At 48.5% G+C, this 14940-nt stretch carries 13 protein-coding genes, 1 tRNA gene and 1 pseudogene; 12 read left to right on the top strand and 3 right to left on the bottom strand.

Going from position 1 to position 14940, the window contains the following annotated elements; translation table 11 throughout:
* Positions 1-128: 128 nt before the first annotated feature.
* Positions 129-914, top strand: a complete 786-nt coding sequence (locus tag ACZ5R2_RS13410) for a hypothetical protein (RefSeq protein WP_464899862.1) — start codon at positions 129-131, stop codon at positions 912-914.
* A 209-nt stretch (positions 915-1123) separates the two neighbouring features.
* Positions 1124-1480, top strand: a pseudogene (gene tnpA / locus ACZ5R2_RS13405) (IS200/IS605 family transposase).
* Positions 1481-1606: 126 nt separating this feature from the next.
* Here tnpA and ACZ5R2_RS13400 read toward each other — a convergent pair.
* A tRNA-Ser gene (locus tag ACZ5R2_RS13400) sits at positions 1607-1697 on the bottom strand.
* A 172-nt stretch (positions 1698-1869) separates the two neighbouring features.
* On the opposite strand from ACZ5R2_RS13400, the gene ACZ5R2_RS13395 reads away from it, so the two are divergent.
* Positions 1870-2313: a GNAT family N-acetyltransferase gene (locus ACZ5R2_RS13395; RefSeq protein ID WP_464899861.1), complete on the top strand. Its 444-nt coding sequence runs from the start codon at positions 1870-1872 to the stop codon at positions 2311-2313.
* Here ACZ5R2_RS13395 and ACZ5R2_RS13390 read toward each other — a convergent pair.
* Complete coding sequence (locus tag ACZ5R2_RS13390) at positions 2260-3477, bottom strand: MFS transporter (RefSeq protein ID WP_464899860.1); 1218 nt, start codon at positions 3475-3477, stop codon at positions 2260-2262. The two genes, ACZ5R2_RS13395 and ACZ5R2_RS13390, sit on opposite strands and share 54 nt — an antisense overlap.
* A 188-nt stretch (positions 3478-3665) precedes the next feature.
* On the opposite strand from ACZ5R2_RS13390, the gene ACZ5R2_RS13385 reads away from it, so the two are divergent.
* The 7 genes from ACZ5R2_RS13385 (at position 3666) to ACZ5R2_RS13355 (ending at position 11924) form a co-directional block, all read left to right on the top strand.
* Positions 3666-4934, top strand: coding sequence for a glycosyltransferase (locus ACZ5R2_RS13385; RefSeq protein ID WP_464899859.1), 1269 nt, complete (start codon positions 3666-3668; stop codon positions 4932-4934).
* Between the two features lie 140 nt (positions 4935-5074).
* A complete protein-coding gene (locus tag ACZ5R2_RS13380) occupies positions 5075-5839 on the top strand; it encodes an ABC transporter ATP-binding protein (RefSeq protein WP_464899858.1) in 765 nt (254 codons plus the stop codon).
* 23 nt (positions 5840-5862) lie between these two features.
* Positions 5863-6657 (top strand): ABC transporter ATP-binding protein, encoded by a 795-nt coding sequence (locus tag ACZ5R2_RS13375; protein ID WP_464899857.1) that lies wholly within the window; start codon positions 5863-5865, stop codon positions 6655-6657.
* 36 nt (positions 6658-6693) lie between these two features.
* Complete coding sequence (locus tag ACZ5R2_RS13370) at positions 6694-8187, top strand: ABC transporter substrate-binding protein (protein ID WP_464899856.1); 1494 nt, start codon at positions 6694-6696, stop codon at positions 8185-8187.
* Positions 8188-8191: 4 nt separating this feature from the next.
* Entirely contained in the window at positions 8192-9928 is a 1737-nt protein-coding gene (locus tag ACZ5R2_RS13365; RefSeq protein WP_464899855.1) for an ABC transporter permease subunit, read from the top strand.
* 230 nt (positions 9929-10158) lie between these two features.
* Complete coding sequence (locus ACZ5R2_RS13360) at positions 10159-10386, top strand: hypothetical protein (protein WP_464899854.1); 228 nt, start codon at positions 10159-10161, stop codon at positions 10384-10386.
* Positions 10387-10622: 236 nt separating this feature from the next.
* Positions 10623-11924 (top strand): amidohydrolase, encoded by a 1302-nt coding sequence (locus ACZ5R2_RS13355; protein ID WP_464899853.1) that lies wholly within the window; start codon positions 10623-10625, stop codon positions 11922-11924.
* A 91-nt stretch (positions 11925-12015) separates the two neighbouring features.
* On the opposite strand, the gene ACZ5R2_RS13350 is transcribed toward ACZ5R2_RS13355, so the two are convergent.
* Complete coding sequence (locus ACZ5R2_RS13350; protein WP_464899852.1) at positions 12016-13881, bottom strand: alkyl sulfatase dimerization domain-containing protein; 1866 nt, start codon at positions 13879-13881, stop codon at positions 12016-12018.
* Between the two features lie 123 nt (positions 13882-14004).
* Between ACZ5R2_RS13350 and ACZ5R2_RS13345 the strand changes: the two genes are divergently transcribed.
* Positions 14005-14280 (top strand): LysR family transcriptional regulator, encoded by a 276-nt coding sequence (locus ACZ5R2_RS13345; protein ID WP_464899851.1) that lies wholly within the window; start codon positions 14005-14007, stop codon positions 14278-14280.
* Between the two features lie 51 nt (positions 14281-14331).
* Positions 14332-14901 (top strand): LysR substrate-binding domain-containing protein, encoded by a 570-nt coding sequence (locus ACZ5R2_RS13340; protein WP_464899850.1) that lies wholly within the window; start codon positions 14332-14334, stop codon positions 14899-14901.
* Positions 14902-14940 lie beyond the last annotated feature (39 nt).

Below are 14940 nucleotides of genomic sequence, written 5' to 3'. Positions count from 1 at the left end.
TCACAGTAATTAGTGGTTTCTATAAGCACCCTGTTTTAAACAGTGTGTTTAAAAAATCATGAATAAAAATATAAACAAAGTACTGCGCGAAAGGATTCATAGTGGTCGTGTTTTTTTAAGGTAAAAATATGAAAAAGCAACTTATTACAACTTCTATGTTGGCTGCTCTAGCGGCGCCAGTAGCATTTGCAGAAGAGTCTGAGGTTATTGACCCTTCGGATCTAACCCGCGTTTACACGCAAGCTGCATTGTTTGTTAACTCTGATGCTGACATTCGCGCATCGGCAATGTTCACAGGCGCTTGGACTGAGAACATCCAATTCGCGGGCTTTGTTGAGGGTGAGTTTGGTAATGACAAAGCGAAAGAAGATGAAAAGGACAAGCTTGGTTTAAACTACCAAAACGGTCGTGCTCAATACTTCCAGGTTCATGCTATTGATAACCCACTAATGCCACGTGTAGGTATTTCGACAGATCTGATCCATCAAAATGGCAGTGCTGGTGGTCTAGATTTCGATGATACTACCTTGCTCTCTATTGGTGCGATTGCTCTGATTAACCCTAAGTATACCGGTGGCGCAATGGTGTTCCCGAACCTTGCATACACCACGGGTAATGTGATGGGTAAATCAGCAGATGGCTTTATGGCAAACCTATTTGTGACTCAACCTATTGGCGATGCAGGTGCGTTTATTCAAGCTTGGCCTGAATATTTTAAAGTTGAAGGCGATGTGGTTGAGATGGAATCTAAAGCGTTTAACCTAATGCTTAACGCACCGTTGAAACAAAATCGTACTCAATGGTTAATGACTAAGCTTCAATACGGTAGTGCTGATGTAGTTACTCCTCAAGGCCAAGAAATGGAAGGTTCTGTTGAGCTCAAAGCTGAAATCGGCGTTAAGTGGTTCTTCTAATCTGAATGAATGATTGAGTTAAGCCAGAATAACTCGATGTTAGGGTGTTAATAATTAAAGCCAATGGGTATTTCCCGTTGGCTTTTTTATTATCGGCCCTAAACCACCGCCTAGGGCGGTGGTGATTGTCCCTTTGGGCGCTTGCTCGAAGGAGTGCCCATGTTAAAAGTTAATCTCTTATTCACCACAAGTAAGAGAAAACAAATAACATGAGCGACTACAGAAGTTCATCACATGTGTATTGGCGTTGTAAATATCATATTGTATGGACGCCAAAGTATAGGTTTAGGATTTTGAAAGGTAATGTAGCCAAAGAGCTTTACCGGTCAATCTACATTTTGTGCAATATGAAAGATTGCGAAGTCCTAGAGCTGAGTATCCAAGCAGATCACGTTCATCTCGTAGCAATACTGCCGCCTAAAGTGTCGATATCGACTCAAATGGGGGTATTATAGGGAAGGGCTGCAATTCGATTGTTCAACAAGCAAATTATTCGAAGGTATGTTCGACACCAAGAGAAGAAAGAGTTGGAACACGAGGCTCAGTTAGAGATGAAGATGGACTAACCAAATTGTACGCCCCCTTATTGGGGACTCAAAGCAAAACCGCCTTCTCAGTAGGCAGTCAGTTTTTTTGGCATGCCATGGTCTGAAACGAAAAAAGCCGCTGATAAATCAGCGGCTTTCGAAATTTGGCGGAGAGATAGGGATTTGAACCCTAGATACGCTATTAACGTATGCCGGTTTTCAAGACCGGTGCTTTCAACCACTCAGCCATCTCTCCGTTGTTGGGGCGCATATTAAAGGGCTTGGTGATGGTTGTAAAGCCTTCGCCACTAATTTTTTTGATTTTTATGCCGTTTGACTATTTATTACCCAAAAGGAGCCAAAAGAGTACATGTAATTATGCATATATAGGTAGTATCACCTAGTAAAAGTGAGCAAAAGGACAATAAATGAACGGATATCATATATCTACTAACCCTGAATTACTCGATTTGGATCTTATCCACCACTACCTAGCAGAAAAGAGCTACTGGGCTCGAGGCATGTCAAAGGCAAAGCTGGTAGTGGCATTGAAACACTCTTTGTGTTTTGGCGTTTACAATTGCAAGGGGCAGTTAGTCGCCTTTGGTCGCACAATCACAGATAAAGCGACATTTGCTTATCTTTCTGATGTGTTTGTGCTTGAGGAGTATCAAGGGCAGGGACTTGGTTGTTGGCTGGTTGAAAGCATCGTTAAGTATCCAGATTTGCAGGGGTTGAGGCGAATGATGCTAGCGACTAAGGATGCCCATTCACTTTACGCAAAATTTGGTTTTGAGATGATCAAAGACGAGACTATGTTAATGCAAGTCACTCAGCCGAGTCTCGCGCCAATAAGCGATGAGGCTAAATAGACACAAGCTGAGCATCACGGCAAAAGAGCCTGACAGGCCAAGCCAAGCGGCAGAAAAGCCAGCGCAAAGATAGGTGATCAGCCACCAAAAATGAGTCAACGAAAAATGGGCGGCAAAATACGCGCTCGCTTGCTCTTGTCCCGCGACGGCGGTGATGATTAAGCCAGCAGTAGTTTGGATTAATGACATTCCAACACCAAGACCTAAGCATAAGGCGATAAAGCCGGGCCAGTCAGGCGTAAGCATACCGATAAGCATGGAAGTACAGATGATCCCTATCCCCGGTAAGTGGAAAGCGTTGGCACTGTGAGTCAGTAGTAGTTTGGGTAGGGCAAATGCAACGGCGATAGAGCCAAGCCCGACGACAAATAGGGCTAACGCAGTCTGTGCTTCATTCCCTACAAGGAGTTCACTAACATAAACTACGGTGTTGACTAGCACCATGGCACCGGCTGATGCCGCCGCCAGATACGCGAACCAAAGCGTGCGTAGGGAAGAGTGTGCCAAGTAGTTGGATAACGATTGAGTGACCACTGACTTCTTGAGAGGAGAAAAAGATTGATTGGTCTGGACTGAGGAAAGTTGGCATAGCGCAATAAGGATAGCTGAGATGACAAAAGTTCCTGCATCGAGAAGAAACAATGTGCGAAAGCTAATCGTCAACAGCATAAGGGCTGTGAGCAAAGGGCTGATAACCTGCTCGAGATCGAAGGCGACCCGGCTGTATGACAGTGCCTTGGTGTAGTCCTCTCTATTGGGCAGTACTATAGGGATCACGGCTTGGTAGAGCGGAGTAAATGCAGCCGAGCAGGCATGGATAACAAACATCAACAAGTAAACCTGCCACACGTGCACGACCCAAGGCAGAAGCAGTAGCGTTAGGCCTCGGAGCAAATCGAGGATAATGAGCGTGGATTTTGGATTGAGCCTATGATTTAGGGCACCAAATAGGGGAGCTAGCACAATATACGCAAACATTTTGATTGCAAAGGCGATGCTGAGTACTTGGCTTGCATCTGCCCCTGCTAACTCATACGCCAGCAGAGCGAGACATACCGAGCTTACCCCTGTGCCAATTAATGAGATAACCTGGGCCAATAGCAAACGTACGTAATCACGGTTTTGCCACATCGAATGGTTCTCAGTCTTTTGCGTTTCTCGCATTACTACTCCCATCAGCGCAAGCTTATTGAGTATAGAAGCGAGCGCCAAGGGTGTGAAAACCACACCGCTTGCATCTAACGCTGTAATTAGAAGGTAGCCACCAAAAATGAGGTTCTATCGTGGTGTTCGCACCAGCATGCAGTTAATATCACGCTAATGATCGATAAGCACAGTTGTAGGATAAGCGCTTGAAAGTACTATTGATGACGATTGGCTCGCGGGGAGACATCGAGCCTTTTATTGCCTTGGGAGTCGGACTTAACAACAAAGGCCATCAAGTTTACATCTGCGCTCCGGCGCGTTTTCAGGCGATGATTGAAGCCCATGGTTTGGAGTACAGTTTTCTCACTGATGAGCTGTTTGAGATTGTAGAGAAGGGCACATTAGAGGCGATGGGCAGTCTGGTCAGCGGGCTGCGTACCGCCATAAAGATGCATCGACTGGCCAAGCCTATCAATCGCAAAATGCTGAGGCAAACGATAGAAGCTGGGTTAGCGACTGAACCAGAGCTGATCATTTATCACCCAAAAGTGATGGCAGCGGCATCAATAGCGGAGAAGCTAAACATCCCTGCCATTATGGCTGTGTTGCAGCCGATGATTGTACCGACTCAAGCGTTTCCGCCAGCGGGACTGCCCAATCTGGGTAAATCTCTTAATCGATTCAGTTATCGCTTGGTCGAGAAGGGCTTTGGGCAGTATCGCCAAGAACTCAACCAATATAGGGAAACGCTATTGGCCTTGCCACCACTGTGTAAAGGTGTAAGCGTACTTACTCGGGAGGGAGGACAAGCGATCCCGGTACTGCACGCATATAGTGATCTCCTTATTCCTCGTCCCAATGACTGGCCAGAGATGGCGTTTGTCTGCGGTGACTGGTTTCTCAGTGAAGAGCAAAGTGACTATCAGCCCCCAGGCGAGCTCGAGGCATTTTTAGATCACCCTCAACCAACTATCTATATTGGGTTTGGCAGTATGTCCGGTCGTGATCCGAACAAAACCACACGTATCGTGCTCGATGCGATAAAAGCGACAGGTGTGCGAGCAATCGTGGCCAGTGGCTGGGGCGGGCTTGAATCGGCATATCATAGCGATAATGTTTTGATGATTGAAGGCGCTCCACACCATTGGTTATTTCCCAAGGTTGCGGCTGTTGTCCACCATGGCGGCGCGGGAACCACAGCAGCAGGTTTGAGAGCAGGCAAGCCAACCTTAGTTTGTCCTTTCTTTGGCGATCAGCCATTTTGGGGACAGACTGTGGTCAAGCACGGTTTGGGTCCTGAGCCAATCAAGCAAAAAAGTCTGACGGTCGATAATCTGACTCGCGCGATAACGGAAATGATGACCGACAAAGAGATGCAAACTAAGGCGGATCTGATAGGGGCTCAATTGGCACAGTGCCATGGTGTGGAGAGGGCAATGGATTGGCTAGAGCAGCGAAATTTACTGTCGAATTGATAGATTTAACAAATATCAACGAGAACGATTAACACTTTGTTTGCAACCTTGAAGAATACATGAATGATACAATGTAACGCTTTGGATTACGTGTTATCTGTGGCACAATTGTGATGTTATAACATTAAAGAACCATCACCATGTCCTCTGCATTACTAAAAATTAATCAGCTTAATCTAAGTAGCTCTTCTCGGACCATCATTGAGTCGCTCGACCTTGAGCTACATGCTGGTGAAACCCTAGCCGTGATGGGGCCATCGGGCACGGGTAAGTCAATGCTTTCGCGAGCGATTGCGGGTATTTTACCTGAGCAGATCAGTATGAGTGGTGAGATCTTGCTTTCCGGTGAGGAGGTGGGCAGCAAGACGCTGCTGCAGCGCGAAAGTCAGCATCGCCCAGGGGTGATATTTCAAGATGCGTTGCAAGCACTCAATCCACTGGCCTCGATTGAAACGCAACTAGCTTTAGCCGCCACGTCTAACCACACAAGACTGAGCAGTGATGGCCGCAGCCAAGTAGTCACGTTGCTTGACCAACTCGGTTTTAGTCAACCTGAGCATATTCTGAAGTTGTACCCAAGCCAGCTCTCAGGCGGCCAGCGCCAGCGCATCTGTATTGCGATTGCACTGCTGAGTAGCACCAATGTACTGATTGCTGATGAGCCAACCAGTGCACTAGACCCAATCACTGAAAAAGAGATCCTGCAGCTGTTCGCGCGCAGTGTAAAACAACGCGGATTGGCTGGCGTGTTGATCACCCACGACCTAAGATCGGCGTTAGAGTGCGACAAACTGTTGGTGATAGCCGATGGTCAGATGGTGGCACAAGGCACACCAGACAATATACTGCAGAGCAACCTTCATCCATTTTGTCAGCAGCTCAAACAGCTACGCAAGAGTCATTAAGTGAGCACGGTATGAACATGGTCATGAAAAAACACAATAACGCAATGTCGGCCCAAGTGGTGTTTGAGGATGTTAGTGTCCATTACTATTCGCGTCCAAGCTGGCTTGGTGGTAAGCCCTTTAAGGCACTGAGTGACCTTAATCTGTCGATTGATACCAAAAACATCGCGGTGGTTGGTCCTTCAGGTGCGGGTAAGTCGACCTTGATCGAATTGCTATTTGGCTTGCGTAAACCGACCCAAGGCGAGGTTTATGTGTGTGGTTATCCTCTGTCTGTATCGAGCAATACCCAGCGTCAAAAACTGTGCAAGCACATCCAGTTGGTGCCACAAGAGCCGCAAACCAGCTTAAACCCTTACTACACGGTACGACAGATCCTGACCGAACCCTTGATTAACTTGGGTTTGACGCAAAATGTCGATACCAAGTTAGAGCAAGCCTTGACGGATGTGGGCTTGCATATGGGTTTGCTCGATTTTTATCCGAATCAGCTCTCTGTTGGGCAAGCGCAGCGTGTGGCTATCGCTCGTGCCCTAGTGGTAGAGCCCTGTGTGCTGGTGGCTGATGAGCCAACCAGTAGCCTTGATCCGATCAGTCGCAAGCAGGTGCTTGACCTGATCACTCACCTTCAGCGCCAACGCAATATGTTGTTGATTTTGGTTACTCACGACCTAGATGCCGCGCAAACTCTGTGTGATGAAATCTTGGTGCTTGACCAAGGTCAAGCGGTAGAGAAACGCGACACTGAGCAAGTGATGCAAGATCCACAGCATCCAACCAGTCAAGCGCTGTTAGAAGCCCAACGATTATCAGCCTAATCAAACTTCAATTTACCTAAACGGAATAACAACACCATGAAGTCTACTTCTCTAAAGCTAGCGATTTCGCTTGCGCTCGCCCTGCCTATTACTGGCTGTTTCGGCCCAGAAACCAGTGATGAAGCGAACTCTGCAACCTCAGAAATCCGTCTGGCTATGATGCAGCCACCACGTACAGGACTGTCACCTTTGTCTGATGATGCGTTCAAGCTGTCACGTTGGAGCACCGCTGAGACCCTGGTTAATCTGACCCTTGAGGGCGATGCAGAGCCAATGCTAGCAACAAGCTGGCAGCAGGTAAGTGATTTGAAGTGGACCTTTACGATTCGTGAAGGTGTTAAGTTTCATGACGGCGAAGAGCTCAATGCTCACTCGGTGGTCAACAGCCTGAACAAAGCACTTGCAGCGGCACCAAAACCACGCATCCTTGATGGTATTCACTGGGAAGTGAAAGCCCTTGACGACTACACGGTTGAAATTGAAACGCCATTTAACGATCCGCTGCTTCCAAGTCGTCTTTCGAGCCCACAGTTATCCATCCTGACAGCGACGGCGTACCAAGACAACGGTCGCGTTTCACCAATCAGTGCGGGTACTGGTCCATTTGAGCTGGTTGAAATCAATGGTGCAGTAAGTGCCAAGCTGGTTCGCTTTGATGACTACTGGGGTGAGAATGCGAAAATTGACACCATCATTGCCGATTACGTGCCAGATGGTTTCGCGCGCGCAGCGGCCCTTCGTACCGGTGAAGCGGATGTGGTTGAGGCGGTGCCAATTTCACAGATCGCCATGATTGATGACGAGCTTTTACATGAGGTAGCAATGCCTCGCACTAACACGCTTTACCTGAACAACAAATCTGAAGTCTTTAGCCAGATTGAACTAAGAAAAACCGCAGCTGCTGCTGTTGATCGCAAGCAAATTGTTGAAACCGTTTATGAGAACCATGCTGACATTGCTAAAGGTCTATTAGGTCCTGCTCTAGCGTGGGCCGATCCTATCCGCGCCGAGCGTGCACCACTGCCAAGCGATCTCAAAGCGAATGGTGAAAAGATTGTTATCGGTACCTTTACAGACCGCGCTGAACTGCCAGAAGTTGCCGCGCTGCTTAAGCAGCAACTAGAAGCGGTTGGCTTTGAGGTTGAGCTGGATATTCGCGAATATGCTCAGATTGAAACCGATGCGCTAGCAGGGCGCTTTGATGCGTTTATTCTTTCACGTGCCACTGTTCTTGATTCAGGTGACCCTCTGGCCTACTTCCAAAGTGACTTTGGCTGTACGGGCTCTTTTAACCTAGGTCAATTCTGTTCAGAAACAGTCGATGACGCGCTGACTCACGCTGACCTGCAGCAACCGGGTGCGCCGCGTCAACAAGCCATTATTGATGCTGAGAAGATGATCCTTGATCAATACGCCGCGATTCCTTTGTTGCATGAACGTGTTGTACAAGGTGAGAGCCTACGTGTCAAAGATGCAGTGCGCGACCCAGCTGAGCGTCGTTTGATTAACCAAATCACTGAGGTTAAATAAGCTCATGCTGTCTGTTTTACCGGGTCGAGCTCTGCTCGGCTCTTCACTGCCTTGGCTATCACGCGCCGTTGCACTGCTGATTGTGGTGGTGTTAGTCGGTCTGATGCCGGACATTGCAGGTATTGACCCAAGCCAATCCATTTTGCGTGCGCGTGCCGGTCAGCAACAGTTGCTGACAGCGGAAGCGCTTGAAGCGGTACGTATCGACCTTCAACTGGATCGCAGCGCCACTGAACGTCTGTGGGACTGGGCGAGCAGCGCAATGCGTGGTGACCTCGGTCAATCTTGGATAGATGGCTCGGATGTGATGGAAGGTGTAAAGCAGACAGCATCAACCTCTTTTATGCTGACAGGCTCAGCCCTCGTCCTGACCGTACTGCTTTGTGGTATCAGCGTCGGCTATACCTTGTTGCGATGGCGACGTGGTCGCTTGGGTATGGAGCATAACAGCTTAAGCTCAATCCTAATCGCGTTGCCTGAGTATGTGATTGCAGCCCTTTTGATCCTAGTGCTCTCGGTTTGGCTTGGCCTGTTTCCACCTTATGGCTGGAAGGGCATTGAGAATTTGTGGTTGCCGAGTATTGCTTTGGCTGTGCCTGCTACGGGACTGTTCAGTCGCTTACTCAATGACAGCCTAAAGCGCGTATTGAACGAGCCGTGGGTGATCACTTGGCTCAGCGCCAACGTGCGTTCAACCAAGATTATGCGTTTTGCTCTGTGGCGCGCGATCAGTAACCTGTTCCCACAAATCGCCATGACAGTGATTGGCTTGACGGGCGGCGCTGTTGCGGTTGAGCAGATCTTCTCGATCCCGGGGATTGGTCGTATGATCCTTGGCGCGGCCAAGGCACAGGACTTGCCAATATTGCAAGGCGGCTTGTTAGTGCTGCTTGTGTTCTCTATTTTAGTGAGTAGCTTAAGCATCTTGCTGCAAAAATTGGTTCTAGGACACAGTGCCAGCAGCGGCAAGCTGATCAGTAGCCATTCAACATTTAGCTTTACCCGCTCTAAGGTTAAGCTGTCGTTCAGTATTGGTATTTTTGCTGTGCTGTTTTTCGGCGTGGTGTGGGCGCTGCAGCGTGACCCTTACCTGAGTCAATTCGCCCGTCTTGCGGCGCCGAGTTTTGCAGCGCCACTGGGCGCCGATGCCATCGGGCGTGATCTGCTCGCTCGAGTTGGCCTTGGGATGATCACCACGATCCAAGCCGGTGTATTGGCGACAGCATTGAGCTTATTGGTTGGGCTGGTGATGGGCTTTTGTACTCGCTTTAGCCAAGGCTTTATTGAAATCACTAAGGGTGTTCCTTATATCGTGGCGGGTTTGCTGGTCGCCGGTATGACTGGTATGCATCCAGATAGCGCTATGATTGCGATTGTCTTGGTTTCTTGGGCACCGCTGGCCGCGCACTGCTCGAGCTTGTTGGTTGAGGCTAAAGCCCAGCCATACACACACCTCGCGCCAGTCTGGGGCACCAAACCTGTGCGCATGCTGCGCTATTACCTGCTGCCCTACGTGTTGCCGCCATTGCTGCGCCACGCCCTATTGCGCTTGCCTGTGATCACATTGAGCTTGACCTCTTTGAGCTTTATCGGCCTTGGTGCTAAGCCACCTTCGCCAGAGTGGGGCCTATTGATTGCCGAAAACCTGCCGTACATAGAGCGCGCTCCGCAGGGGGTGTTGGTACCTATCTTTGGCCTAGTTGCATTAGGGGTTGCGATTAACCTTCTGTTTGACGATTAACGGACGTTGTTTGTCGAGAGTGGGGAAACAGTAAAAGGTGGTGTATTCGTTCGTTTTACACACCCGTCATCACTTGGGCTCGAAAACTGGGAAAAGGGCGCAGCGTACTAAACGGGCAGCCCTTTACCTTTTTATAACTCTCGCAGCATTACTACAAGACTCTGAGATACATATCTAAATTGTAAGTCGCATGCCCACTCGTCCGTCGGCACTCTACGTCAAGAGGTATTATGTCTCAAAGTGCTGTTACCCAAAGCTTGCTGGCCAACACTATGAGGTGGCGCAACAAGCTTTTGTTGGACTGGCTGCGTGCGATTACAAGTTTATCTGGTCGCTGCATCACTGCTCAGATAGGCGTGTATATGGGTGTTGAGCCACTCAAGAGTCTGTTTGATAACATGGGATTTGTCCGCTCCTACACGGTGGAACAAGCTCAGTGGGACCTTACCCGGACCTAATATGACTTTTGGCATGATGAGATTCGCAATTCTCCCAGATCGAACCCAAGGTTCGGCAACTTTATCTGCGATAATTGCCCAGCCATGTTGACTTACCAGTTCACAGATTAAATCATCGCTTCCAACCTGCCGGCAGTTGATCGATAACCGCCCGATCACGTTATTATCGATTATGTCTAAAGTATGGATATATTGAGTGTGTGTTTGTAACTCGGCCCAAGTAATTGGATGATCCAATGATAGCAGTGGCGAGTCTACTGCCACATAAGCGGAAAAATCGATATAACCCAAATGATAGAAGGCGACTTCTTGACGATCTTGATGAAGCGACTAAAGGTTATGTTGTGTGTATTGCGCACGTTTCGGGCCACTTAGCAGTATGTAACAGCGAAGGCCTGAAAAGCATTGGCTACACTCAAGATACTCAAAACCCGCCTGGTGGCATAATTAGACGTGACCAAAATGGTAAGTTGAACGGTATTCTAGAAGAATCCGCGACCTACCCGCTGATGGCGCACATGACTGTCGATCCAGCAGAGATCCCAGAGCGTTTCCAACAAGTACAAGAGATGTTCATGAGCTACGGTGTGACGACGGCTCAGGAAGGTCTGGCGACTAAGACTTCACTTGGTATGATGCAGCATTTGTCAGCGCAAAACCTGATCACCATTGATATCTTGGCCTACGCCAAGTGGCTCGATTTTGAAGAGCTTATGGAATCTGAGACGATTAAATTGGGTGAGTACCAGAATAACCTCAAGCTTGCTGGGATGAAGATCGTAAGTGACGGTTCACCTCAAGGCAAGACCGCTTATCTGTCTAACCCGTACTTTGAGATCCCGCACAGCCACGCTTTCCACTACCATGGTTACCCTGTTATGACGCAGGATGAGTTCAACCACTACACGGCGCTTGCTTTTGAGAACGATGCACAAGTACTCACTCACGCTAACGGTGATGCAGCAATGGGCATGTTACTGGAAGCGGTTGACTATGCGATTGAAAAACACGGTGATCGTGACCACCGTACTACCATCATTCACGGCCAAACAATGCGCTTGGATCAGGTACAAAAAGCCGCAGAGTACAGTATGATCGGGTCGTACTTCCCTGCGCATACCTTCTTCTGGGGTGATTACCACCGTGATTCTGTACTGGGCCCATGGCGTGCTTCAAACATCTCACCAATGGGATGGGCGAAGGAGTTCGGCTTGCCGTTCACCATTCATATGGATGCACCTGTAGCCTTCCCAGATCAGATGCTAAACATGTGGACTGCGGTTAACCGAACCACGCGTGATGGTGATGTACTAGGTGAGTATCATAAGATCACACCGTACGAAGCGCTAGAAGCGATCACCATCACGGCAGCTTATCAAAACTATGAAGAAGCCGAGAAGGGCTCTATCGAAGTAGGTAAAAATGCTGATTTGGTTATCCTAGAAGCGAACCCGATGAATGTGGATCCAATGACGATCAAAGACATCAAAGTTTTGGAAACCATCAAAGACGGTAACACCATTTTTGAATTGAAATAATATTTGAGTTAGTCGCGTCTAAAAAAAAGCCCCTCATCATCCATGACGAGGGGCTTTTGGCTACACTAAGGTGTCTAACCGCATAGGGCGATTAGTTTAAGTGGTCAAAGTTAGTTGGATACATTGGAATGTGCTGATATTCATCAAACACGTTCAATAGTTCAAGCGCCTTGCCAGAGGCAATCTGATTGGCTTTGCGCTTGCCAACGTAATATTGACCAAATTCTTCAGGTGAAATCTTGATTACCTCACCAGAGTCATTGCCGCTGATTAAGTATTCTGCAATACCGTTACGGATCTCAAGGCTGTGCTGCTCTTGACCAAAATCGAAGGTCAAGATACCACTTACCTGAGTCGCACGGCTTGGGTTAATAAAGGTACGCAGGTAATTTACCGCAGTGCCAGGCTCGCGCTCTACCCAGGCTGCACTTTGGCGACCGCTAAGGGTCACATCAATATCCCCCTCAAGGCTTCGTGCCCCGGCAATATAGAAATTACGCACGATAGTACCTTCACTACGACGGCCCAGCTCGCGCAGGGTATCGGCAAAGGCTTGACGTGCTGCGCTATTATTCGGCGCGTTAAAGTACAGGGCGGATGAAAGCTCTTTGGCCCACAAGAACTCTCCCTGCTCCATTGCCTCTTGCCATGCAACATAAGTCGCCTCAACACCGCCAGCCAGTTTAATCATGTATTCAGCATGCTTGGCATTCGGTAGGTTGTGCAATTCATGCGGCTGACCAGAGAAGTAGCCATGGTTTTGTACCGGGAATGCCTGTGGGTAGGTTTCGTATTGGCCGTAAACATTGTTCACGTGTGTGTGAGCGTTTAGCGCATCTGGGATTGGCATATGGTGCTTAAGCTGGCTCGGTGATACGCCAAGGTTGGTTAGGCGAATCGCTTGGTCGTAAACGAAGTTACGTGAGTCCACCATGGCATTGATAGTGTCTTGGATCTGTTCTTTGCTCGTCAGTGGGCTTGCACCCGAGCCAATATCGATAACATACTTTGGCTCTAGGTCGCGAATCTGTACTAAGGCGTCAGTCCAAGTGCGTGGGTCGCGATAGGCATCACCACGGAGGGTGTACATGTTCATTGATGGCCATACAGCATTTGAGATCACCATCTCATATTTTGGGATATAGACGTTGATGGTGTCCTTGGTATCGGTTTCTGCGTGATAAGCAATGAATTCCAGCCCGCCAATGGTGAAGGATTCGCCGTGCTCAACCAGGTGGGTTGCCGGGATCCATGCGCTCTCATGTCCCATTTTTACACTCAGTGGAACCAACGCGGCATCTGGGCCTTCTGCTGGGCTCAAGTTGCCGTAATGGATGTTGGCGCGAGAGGCAAGGTGAGGCTGCATCTCGTCGATGTAGGCATTGGCCTGTCCATCCCCTGAGCGCGCCATAATAATATCGTTCAAGTCTGGGTGAGCGACAATCACGGCATCGTCACCATCGAGCATAGTTGTGGTGCCGGCTACATAGTGGTTATGGTCGTAAATAACACCAATGATTGGCTTAGTGCTGATGTGCTCACGAATATACGCACGGAAGGCTGCGCCGTCGCCTGCGTGTTCCCCGGTTGGTGCCACAATCAATCCGTCATCGAGTTCAATCACAACCGGTGCATATGCCGGACCGTGCAGAACCCACACATTGTCTGTGACCTGCTCGTGATTAAGCTCTGCGGTTACGCGGTGAATATTAGCGATCTTAGTCAGAGCAGTAACATCACCGATAGCACCGCTGGGTAGGGTGATCACACTTGGCGCATCAGGGTTCGCATTGTAGTGCTCCCAGTTAACCGACGCATGCGCGCCAAAGGCCATAGTCGCAGCAACACTTAGGGTAAGGATGTTCTTCTTCATAGGGTTCTCATATTTGTTGTTATCAAGCTTATCGATGCGCAGAACGTCAGGAACTCGGGTAGCAAAGTGCGCAATCGATAGCATGACAATATCCCAGAAGTGATGGGTCTCCTTACTGTTCCAATTAACAAGTGATATTAGCTGAACTAATATCATTGAAGCTCAGACTAGGGTATAAATTGAAGGCGTTTTAAGGGTGGTATTAATATGCAACAAGTGGATTTAAAGCTGCTTACTGTGTTCTGTGCAGTGGTTGAAAACGGCAGTATGACCGAAGCCGCTAATCAACTCGGAGTCAATCAATCAGCGGTGAGCCAAGCGATTCAGAGGCTCAAAAATCAATTGGGGACCGAGCTGTTTATTCGCCAAACTCGAGGGGTAAAACCGACTGCCGCAGGCAGGGCGCTGTATAATGAGTTGTCGGTCGATTTAGATCGAATAGCTCAGACTTTGACTGGTCTTAGCTCGTTTGATCCCGAGTAAAGCCATCGAACGTTTAACTTAAGCTGTCCAGAGATCTGCCATACCCACTTATTGCAAAACACCCCATTCAATGATAACCCCAATCTCAAAGTCATCTTGCACAACCAGCCTGAGAGCAGTGATGCACTCGTCAAACAGCTGCTCGATCGGGAAAGAGACTTGTTTATTGATGTGGTTGTCCCCGATCACCCGAGTATTCTGGGTGAGCCGCTAAAGCAGGAAAAGATTTGTGTGATCGCGAGTCAAGACCACCCAAGGCTCTCAAATGACAGCATCTCAATGACGGAGTTTTTGACTGAGCCCTATATCAAGTTCAATCGCACTCGCGATAACCGTGCTGGAATCCAGTCGTTTACTCAAGCCTATATTCATGACCTCAATATTGTGGCATACAGTCAATCGATATTTGAGATCATGGTCTTGGTCTCGCAAACAGACAAAATTTCAACGCTGTCGGTTGAAATGGCCGAGTACTATCGCGATAAACTGGGCCTGAAAATCTATCAGTTACCCTTTAGCAGCAGCCGAGTGAACCTTTATATGCTCTGGCATAAAGCATTGAACAACAACTCAGGACATCAGTGGCTGCGAAATCAATTGAGACAGCTTTATACCCGTTAGTGTGACTCGACAACCAATCTTCAACCCAAGCAAAATGAA

The sequence above is a fragment of the Vibrio sabulosilitoris genome (assembly GCF_055391395.1).
This window is presented reverse-complemented; position numbering and strand designations above follow the sequence as displayed.